The 8,864-nt window shown below is 69.4% G+C and carries 8 protein-coding genes; 2 read left to right on the forward strand and 6 right to left on the reverse strand.

Annotated elements, in window-relative coordinates; genetic code table 11:
* Nucleotides 1–270 precede the first annotated feature (270 nt).
* On the forward strand, nt 271–2,565 hold the full coding sequence (locus ACLBYD_RS20165) for a DNA polymerase III subunit gamma and tau (RefSeq protein ID WP_447817841.1): 2,295 nt from the start codon (nt 271–273) through the stop codon (nt 2,563–2,565).
* A 31-nt stretch (nt 2,566–2,596) separates the two neighbouring features.
* Here ACLBYD_RS20165 and ACLBYD_RS20170 read toward each other — a convergent pair whose 3' ends face one another.
* Nucleotides 2,597–3,667, reverse strand: coding sequence for a PDDEXK nuclease domain-containing protein (locus ACLBYD_RS20170; protein WP_447817842.1), 1,071 nt, complete (start codon nt 3,665–3,667; stop codon nt 2,597–2,599).
* 130 nt (nt 3,668–3,797) lie between these two features.
* On the opposite strand from ACLBYD_RS20170, the gene ACLBYD_RS20175 reads away from it, so the two are divergent.
* On the forward strand, nt 3,798–4,376 hold the full coding sequence (locus tag ACLBYD_RS20175) for a DUF2231 domain-containing protein (RefSeq protein ID WP_447817843.1): 579 nt from the start codon (nt 3,798–3,800) through the stop codon (nt 4,374–4,376).
* Between the two features lie 99 nt (nt 4,377–4,475).
* On the opposite strand, the gene ACLBYD_RS20180 is transcribed toward ACLBYD_RS20175, so the two are convergent.
* The 5 genes from ACLBYD_RS20180 to ACLBYD_RS20200 form a co-directional block, all read right to left on the reverse strand.
* Nucleotides 4,476–4,895 (reverse strand): RidA family protein, encoded by a 420-nt coding sequence (locus ACLBYD_RS20180; protein ID WP_447817845.1) that lies wholly within the window; start codon nt 4,893–4,895, stop codon nt 4,476–4,478.
* 28 nt (nt 4,896–4,923) lie between these two features.
* Nucleotides 4,924–6,522, reverse strand: coding sequence for a gamma-glutamyltransferase family protein (locus ACLBYD_RS20185; protein WP_447817846.1), 1,599 nt, complete (start codon nt 6,520–6,522; stop codon nt 4,924–4,926).
* Nucleotides 6,519–6,875, reverse strand: a complete 357-nt coding sequence (locus ACLBYD_RS20190; RefSeq protein ID WP_006552493.1) for a Rieske (2Fe-2S) protein — start codon at nt 6,873–6,875, stop codon at nt 6,519–6,521. Before ACLBYD_RS20190 ends, ACLBYD_RS20185 begins: the two co-directional genes overlap by 4 nt.
* 39 nt (nt 6,876–6,914) lie before the next feature.
* Nucleotides 6,915–8,369 (reverse strand): aldehyde dehydrogenase family protein, encoded by a 1,455-nt coding sequence (locus tag ACLBYD_RS20195; RefSeq protein WP_447817847.1) that lies wholly within the window; start codon nt 8,367–8,369, stop codon nt 6,915–6,917.
* On the reverse strand, nt 8,366–8,864 hold a 499-nt coding region (locus ACLBYD_RS20200), incomplete at its 5' end, for an oxidoreductase C-terminal domain-containing protein (RefSeq protein WP_447817848.1). The genes ACLBYD_RS20195 and ACLBYD_RS20200, both read right to left, overlap by 4 nt.

Raw genomic sequence — 8,864 nt, forward strand, 5'->3', positions numbered from 1 at the left:
GGTGCGGGCGGAAGCCGGGTTCGTCGTCGTGCGGGTGGTGTCCGCGACGGCGGGGTCCGTCGGCGCGGAACGGGCCGCCGGGAAGATTTCGATCGTGCACGGCGCGGCGACGGCCGCGGGGATGTTCGTGGGTTCGCATCCGTGCGTCTCCTTCTTTGTCGATACGATCACGATAGATCTCGATATATCGTTAACGCAAGAGTGGTCTCGGCCACAGATGTCGACGGACCGACCTCCGTGCATGTCGGGAGCCGCCGGTACGCTCGGCGCGTGGCTCTGTACCGGAAGTATCGACCTGCGACCTTCGCGGAGGTGGTGGGGCAGGAGCACGTCACCGTGCCCCTCAGTACGGCGCTCGACACGGGCCGCATCAACCACGCCTACCTGTTCTCGGGTCCTCGTGGATGCGGCAAGACGTCCTCGGCGCGCATCCTCGCCCGCTCGCTCAACTGCGAGACCGGCCCCACGTCCACACCGTGCGGCACGTGCCGGTCGTGCGTGTCGCTCGGCCCGGGCGGTGGAGGCAACCTCGACGTCACCGAACTCGACGCCGCGAGCCACGGCGGTGTCGACGACACCCGCGAACTCCGCGACCGCGCGTTCTACGCTCCGGCCGAATCGCGCTACCGCATCTTCATCATCGACGAGGCGCACATGGTCACCACGCAGGGCTTCAACGCCCTGCTCAAGATCGTGGAGGAGCCGCCGGAGCACCTCATCTTCGTCTTCGCGACCACCGAGCCCGAGAAGGTGCTGCCCACCATCCGGTCGCGCACGCACCACTATCCCTTCCGGCTCCTCGCTCCCACGGCGATGCGGGGTCTGCTCGAGCAGATCTGCGGCCAGGAGAACGTGCCGGTCGAGGACGCGGTCTATCCGCTGGTCATCCGTGCCGGCGGTGGATCCCCCCGCGACTCGCTGTCGGTGATGGACCAGCTCCTCGCCGGTGCCGGCCCCGAGGGCGTCACCTACGAGCGCGCCCTGTCGCTGCTCGGCGTCACCGACGTCGCCCTCATCGACGAGGCCGTCGATTCGCTCGCGGCCGGCGACGGCGCGGCGCTGTTCGGCACCGTCGAGAAGGTCATGGACGCCGGGCACGACCCGCGTCGCTTCGCCGTCGACCTTCTCGAACGCCTCCGCGACCTCATCCTCATGAAGTCCGTCCCCGACGCCGCCGAACGCGGACTGGTCGACGCTCCCGGCGACGTCCTCGAGCGGATGCGCGACGAAGCGACCCGCCTGGGTCCGGCCACCCTCACCCGCTACGCCGAGATCGTGCACGCCGGGCTCGGCGAGATGCGCGGTGCGACGTCGCCGCGTCTGCTGCTCGAGGTGATGTGCGCGCGCATGCTGCTCCCCGCGGCGTCCGACGCGGAAACCGCTGTACTGCAACGCCTCGAACGACTCGAGCAGGGCATCGTCGCAGCCCCGGCGGGAGGTGCCGCGCCGAAGCCGGTGGCAGCACCCGCCGCGCCTGCCGCACCGCCCATCTCGCCCGACGAACCCGCGGCACGTTTCCAGCGTCCCTCCCAGCGCCGGGCAGCGGAGGCGGCGCCTGCCGCACCGTCCAACGAGACTGCTCAGCCCCGCGAGACTGCTCAGCCCCGCGAGACTGCTCAGCCCCGCGAGGCCGCTCAGCCGCAGCCGGAAGTTCCTGCCCAGCAACCCCCTGCCCAGCAACCCCCTGCCCAGCAGGCACCGGTGCAGCCCGAACCGGCCCAGCCGGCATCTGCCCCGACACCGCCTCCCGCCGCCGCGCAACCTCCCGTCGTCCCGGAGGCTCCACAGCCGCAGAGTGTGCCCGACGAGGTTGCCGCGCAGGAGGTTCCGCCGCCCGCTCCCGAGGAGCCGGTTGCTCCCGAACCCGAGCCCGAACCCGCCCGCGCGACAGGCGGTCCCGACGCGGCCCAGATGCGGGGTGTGTGGTCGGAGGTGCGCGCGAAGGTCCGCGAACGCAGCCGCACCGTCGAGGTGATGCTCTCGGGCGCCACCGTCCGATCGGTCGACGGCACCCGCGTCGTGCTCGTGCACGACTCCGCTCCGCTCGCGAAGCGACTCGCCGACGCGCGCAACGCCACGGTCATCGCCGATGCGCTGAAGGCGGTCTTCGGTGGAGAGTTCGAGGTCACCTGCGTCCACGGATCCGCTGCTGCGGAGGCACCTGCCAGAACCCCGGCGCCCGAGAAGAATTCGCGTCCGGCGGGTCAACCGCGTTTCTCCCGGCCGAGCCAGGCGAAGAATGCCGCGCCGCCCGCACCCGTCGAAGCCCCCGCTGTGCCGCAGCGACCGGCGGCCGCACCGTCGGCTGCCCCGACGTTCACACGCCAGTCCGCGGAGAACGTCGACGACATCCCGCCGCCCGAAGCCCCCGATCTTCCCGACGACCCGGGCCCCGGCTACGACGCGCCGCCGCCCGACCCGTCGCAGATGACGGAGGCGGACGTCGAGGAGATGTTCGCCGAGGCCGCCACGCCCGGCGACCCGTCGACGCGCCGCGATCCGGAAGAAGTCGCGATCGAGCTGCTCAAGGACGTGCTGGGAGCGAAACCGCTCGACGAGAAGTAGTCCCGGGCCCCGGAGTTGCCGACGAGCGGTGTCAGCTCTGCGGGGTGTCTTCGTCGGCGCGGTCCGTCGTGAGTTCGTCCCAGGCCGCATCGACCGCGTCGGCGAGTTCGCTGTCGGTAGGCACGAGTTCGCGGATGGGTTCGGGCAGGGTGTCGTAGGTGTAGTTCGCAACCGCCAAGGGAGCGGTCGTGCCCGCGAGCGAATAGCGCACGACGTTGTCGTTGCGCCCCGCGCACAGCAGGATCCCGATGGTCGGTGCGTGCCGGTCCGCGACTCGCAGGTTCTCGTCCACCCAGGAGGCGTAGAAACCGAGTTTGTCGGCGTATTCGGGCTCGAACCGGCCGATCTTCAGCTCGACCACCACGAAGCGCGACTGAATCCAATTGAAGAAGAGCAGGTCGATGTAGAAGTCGTCGTGGTCGACGGTGAAGTGGTACTGGCGGCCGACGAACGCGAACCCGTGCCCCAGTTCGAGGAGTACCTGTTCGAGGCGTGTCATCAGTGCCACTTCGAGTTCTCGTTCCGCGGCCCGCTCGTCGAGATCGAGGAAATCGAAGATGTACGGGTCGCGGACGAGTTGCTGTGCGAGGTCGGAGTCCTGTGGAGGAAGATGGTCCGGAAAATTCGACGGTGCGGCACCTACACGGCGGTGTAACTGCCCGGCGATCTGATGGGTCAGAACGTGACGCGACCACCCGTGTTCTGCTGCGCGAGCTGCGTACCAGTCGCGAAGCTCTCGGTTGTCGAGCTTGTCGAGAAGGACCGTCACATGTCCCCATGGCAATTGTGCAACAGGCTGTTGCACTATTTCCTGGGGCCAGGCGTCCGCGAAGGACCGCATGTAGAAGAGATTGCGGCGCGAGAGACCGCGCATGTGTGGAAACTCGGAGCGCAGGTCCCTGGCCAGTTGGTCGACGACCTTCGATCCCCAGCCGTGTACACGTTGACGCTCGAGAAGGGAGTGCCCGAGCGTCCAATACAGGATGAGCAGTTCGGTATTCGCGGCGCGTGTAGCCCGTAGACGCGCTCGACGAACCTGTGCTTTGAGTTCGTCCAGGAATTGCGGATAGTCCTCGGGAAGCCCGATGGTCTTTTCGGTCACGGCCACATGCTGCCCTCGGGATACGACAGAAATACGAATGCCGCCGTCGTCATGGCCAGCGATCGAAGGGTGCCGTCGCATCACGGTCACCCGGCGATTCGTATCTGTTGCCGACGGGTATCGCCTCATCATGAACCTGCACGAACTCCTGCGCGCCGTCGAATCCTTCGACGCTGTGGATCGGCCCGCCGAGCGCATCGCGCAGCGCATACGGCGAGTCCTCGACGGCTCCGTCGTCGACGACCTGCTCCGAGGTTCCTGGCTCGGACACCCCGTCCATCCGCTCCTCGTCACCGTCCCGATCGGGTCGTGGGTGTCCGCGGCGGCGTTGGACACGCTGCCCGGGCAGCGCACCGCGTCCCGGCGACTCGTCGCGTTGGGACTGGGCGCGGCCGTCCCGACGATCGTCACCGGCTACACCGACTTCTCCACCCTGGAGGATGCCCCTCAGCGCAGGGTCGGTGCGGTGCACGCCGTGTCCAACGCGATCGGGGTGATCTGCATGGCGACGTCCTATCGTGCGCGACGTGCCCGCCACGACCGGGCGGGGACGATATGGACTTTGATCGGTCTCGGCGCGGTCGGAGTCGGCGGCGCTCTCGGCGGTCACCTCTCCTACGCCCAGGGTGGCGGAGTGTATCGGTGGCAGCGACCGTCCGAGAGTGTCGATCTTGCAGCCGAACTCGAGGACATCGGCGCCAAGCGCTGAGCACTCGTCCCCGAGGTTCACAACCCACAGATGAGGCCCACAACCCTGATGGTCGACCACCAGGGTTGTGAGCCTCGTTTCTCGGTTGTGAACCTCCGTCTATCCGCACACGGCGGTCAGCGCGATCTCGAGCGGTGCCCCGCCGGGCAGGGTGTGGACGCCGACGGCGGTGCGCGCCGGTAGCGCATCCACACCGAGTTCGCGTTCGATCACGTCCGACGCGCCGTCCGCGACCACCGACAGATCGACGAAACCGGGCGCGCTCGCGACGTAGACGACCATCTCGACCGGCCGGAACGACGTGCCCTCCGGCAGCGTCGCGCGGATCGCCGCCAACGCGTTGCCCACCGCGACGACCGCGGCGGCCCGGGCCTGTTCGACGGTGACCTCCGCGCCGACCCGTCCGGTGAGGATCAGCTCGCCGTCTCGCCGTGGGGTCATGCCCGCCGTGCGGACGGTGTCGCCGGCCAACACGGCCGGGACGTATCGCCCCTGCGGACGCGGTGCAACAGCAGTCACATCAGTGGACACCCATTGCGAAGCAATGTCAGAGGACACCCAGAGCCACCCCCTCCTGTCGTGGATCGCTGCCGCCGGAGAGCATCCCGCGGTCGTCGATCGAGATCACCTGCGCGCTGCCCTCGGCGTCGAGTGGTTCGAGCACTTCCACCAGGTGGCCGAGTTCGCGCAGTTCGTCGCACACGCCGTCGGCGACGTCGCCTTCGATCCGCAACGCGGTCGGTTCGCCGAGCACGTTGGCGTCCGATCCCGGGAAGACGGTGAAGCGCGGCGCCGAGACCGCCTCCTGGGGGTCGAGACCGTGGTCGAGCAGGTGCGACAGCAACTGCATGTTCCACTGCACCTGGCCGTCGCCGCCGGGCGTGTTGCCCACATGCCGCAGCTCGCCCGCCGAGTCGGTGACGATCCACGCGTTGAGCGTGTGCAGGGGCTTGCGGCGCGGCGCCACCTCGTTCGGATGCCCGTCGATCAGGTAGGCACCGCGACCGAGCCGGTTGTTGAGCACGATGCCCGTCCTGGGCACCGTGAGCTTCGCTCCGAAGGTGAACGCCAGCGAGTGGATGAACGACACCGCCCGCCCCTCGGAGTCCACGGCGACGAACGACGTCGTGTCCCCGGCGGAGACGGCGAACGCCTCGGCCGGTGCACGCCCGTCGATCCGTGCGCGACCGGCTGCGATGTTCACGGGATCGAGCACCCGTGTGACCCCGTCGTTGTCCGACGAGCACCAGCGGAGCCTGTCTTCGAAGGCGACGGTGGCCGCGCGGGCCATCCGGTCGATCGACGCCGCGCCGAGCACAGGGTGGGTGCCGAGCGCGTCGTCGCACAGGGCGGCCTGGTGCAGCACCATCCATCCCGGTGTGGGGAGCGGGGTCTGGTGCACGACGTGACCGGCATAGCTGCCGGTGAGCGCCGCCTCCGCGTCCACTGACGCCCCGGCCTGCCATTCGTCGCCGCTGAACGGTGCTCCGCCCCCCTGCAGCGCAGCCACGCAGCGTTCGGCGAGCGTGCCGGTGTAGAACGATGCCGGATCCTCGGCCAGGGCACGGATCGTGCGGGCCAGATCGGGCTGGGGAAGCACGTCGCCGAGGCGCGGGACCCGGTCGCCCGGTGCGTACACCGAGGCGAGTCCGGCGTCGCCGCGGATCGCATGCAGAGCGGTCTGCACATCGGTTCGGGTTTTCGCCGAGCACGGCAGGCCGCTCTCGGCGATCCGGGCTGCCGGCGCCCACAGTTCGGGCAGCGACCTGCTCGCTCCCCGCCGGTGCAGTGCCGCCAGCGCGGCGGGTGCGCCGGGAACGGCGACGGCGAGCGCCCCGTCGAGCGGGATCGCGTCGAGTCCCCGTGCCCGGTAGAAATCCGGTGTACCGCCGTCGGGTCCGTAACTGCTGCCGTTGACGGTCCACACCGACCCGTCGGGCTCGCGGACCACGGCGAACGCGTCGCCGCCGATGCCGCACTGCCCGGGCAGGGTCAGCCACGTGACCGCTGCCATCGCCAGGGCCGCGTCGACGGCGTTGCCACCGTCCTCGAGGACGCGGACCCCGGCGAGGCTCGCGAGCGGATGACTCGACGCGACCATGCCTCCGGTCGCGAGCGTCGCCGGTCGTGTCGCGCGCCGGGTCATGCCGACCGCATCCGACGTCGACGGGGTCCTTCCGGCGGCTCGGCGGGGTCGATCCCGACGAAGATCTCGCCGTCGCGCTCCTCGCACGGATAGGTCTTGATGGGCTCGGTGGCCGGCGGGCAGATCGGCTCACCGGTCTCGAGGTCGAATGCGCTTCCGTGGCAGGAGCATCCGATGCCGTCCTGGACGAGCTTGCCGGACGACAGCAGGCAGTCGAGGTGTGAGCAGTAGTTGGACGTCGCGTACGCCTTGCCGTCCAGTCGGGAGATGGCGAACTCGTAGTCCTCGGCGTAGAACCGGCGGACGATGCCTTCGGGCACCTGCCCGGATCGGGCCACTCGCTTGAACTCCATGGTCTTTCCTCCAGGCTTGTCGAGGGTCGGTGTCGCCGGTCAGGCGTCGGGGGACAGGTAGACGGTCTTCTCGGACTGGTAGAACTGCATGAGCGTCGGGCCGGCCTGTTCCTTGAAGGTCTGCGTGCTCGACTGCTTGTAGCCGCCGAACGGCGCGTTCATGGCCATTCCCGTGGTGGGCTGATTGACCTTCACGAGCCCGGTCCGCGATCCGGCGATGAAACGCTGTGCGGCGGGGAGACTCCGGGTGACGACGGAGGCGCTGAGCCCGAAGGCGGTGTCGTTCGCCAGGGCGAGTGCCTCGTCGAAGGAGCCGGCGCGCTGGAAGGCCAGGACCGGGCCGAAGATCTCGTCGGTGAGCAGGCGCATCCCCGGGACGGTGTCCGCGAAGACCGTGGGCCGCACGAAGAATCCGTCTCGCAGCGCGTCGTCCTCGCATCGCACGCCGCCGCACACGAGCCGTGCGCCTTCGTCCGTGCCGATGGTGACGTACTCGAGGAACTTGTCGAGCTGACCGCGACTCGCGAGCGGGCCGACATCGACGGCGGCACCCGAACCCGGTCCCACCCGCAGTGCGCGGGTGCGTTCGGCGACCTTCTCGAGCAGTTCGTCGTGGATCGCGTCGACGGCGACGACCCGGCTGGTGCCGGTGCACGCCTGGCCCGACAATCCGAAGGCGCCCTTGACGATCAGCGCGGCCGCCGCGTCGAGGTCGGCGTCGTCCAGGACGACGACGGGGTTCTTGCCGCCCATCTCCAGCTGCACGCGCCGGTCGGGGCCGACGCTGCGGTGGATGGCGCGTCCGACCTCGGTGGACCCGGTGAAGGTCACCGCTGCGATCCGCTCGTCGCCGGACACCGCCGCACCGGCCTTGCCGTCGCCCTGGACCAGCGCGATCGCGCCGGCCGGCAGACCGCCGGCGAGCAGGGCCTCGACGAGTCGCTGTCCCATCAGTGGGGTGATCTCGGACGGCTTGAACAGCACCGTGTTGCCGGCCGCGAGCGCGGGCCCGAGCTTGCGGGAGGGGATGTTGAGGGGGAAGTTCCACGGCGTGATCGCACCGACGATCCCGATCGGTTCGCGCACGGTGTAGATGGTCGTGGAGCCCGGTGCCGGGAAGGTCGCACCGGTGGCGCGCAGTGCCTCACCTGCGTAGAAGCGCAGGTTCATGGGGGTGCGACTCACCTCCATCGACGCCTCGGCGCGGGTCTTGCCCTCTTCGCGGATCAATTCGTCGACGAGTTCGGCCGAGTGTGCGGCGAGGTGGTCGGCGGCTGCTTCGAGGATCGCGGCGCGGCGTTCGGGCGGGGCGGCGGCCCATTCGGGCGCGGCCTTGTCGAGAGCATCGACGGCGTTGCGGACGTCGATGGCGTCGGAGTCCGGGAAGGTGCCGATCAGGTCGGTCTCGTCGGCGGGGTTGCGGCGTTCGAAGGCCGCGCCGGAGGCGGCCGGTACCCAGTTGCCGTCGATGTGGTTCAGTCCGGTGATCGTCATGCGGACTCGACCTCCTCGTACATCTCCCACAGATCGGTGTCCTCGTCGGCGAGCAGCGCTGCGTCGACTCTGCGACCGACGAGTTCGCGGGCCGCCATGATGTCCTCGCCGCGGTCCATCGCGAAGGCGGCGGTCAGAACGTCGCCGGCGAGGTAGAAGACCGAGAACTCTCCGCTGTCGGTGTCACCGCGGACGACGAGTTCGGTTGTTCCGGAAGCCGATCCGGCGAACTGGATGTTGGTGTCGTACTGATCGGACCAGAACCAGTGGGGGTCGTCGGAGAGCGACTGCCGTCCGACGATCGTGTCGGCGACGACCGCGGCCTGGCGGTTCGCGTTGTCGAAGTGTTCGACGCGCACGTGCCGGCCTTCACGGGGGGAGAATCGCTTCGCGACATCGCCTGCCGCGTAGATGTTCCCGACCGAGGTGCGCCCGGTGGCGTCGACCACGATCCCGCCGTCGACGGCGAGTCCGCTCGCCGCCGCGATGTCGGTG

This window comes from Rhodococcus sp. C26F (assembly GCF_053345925.1).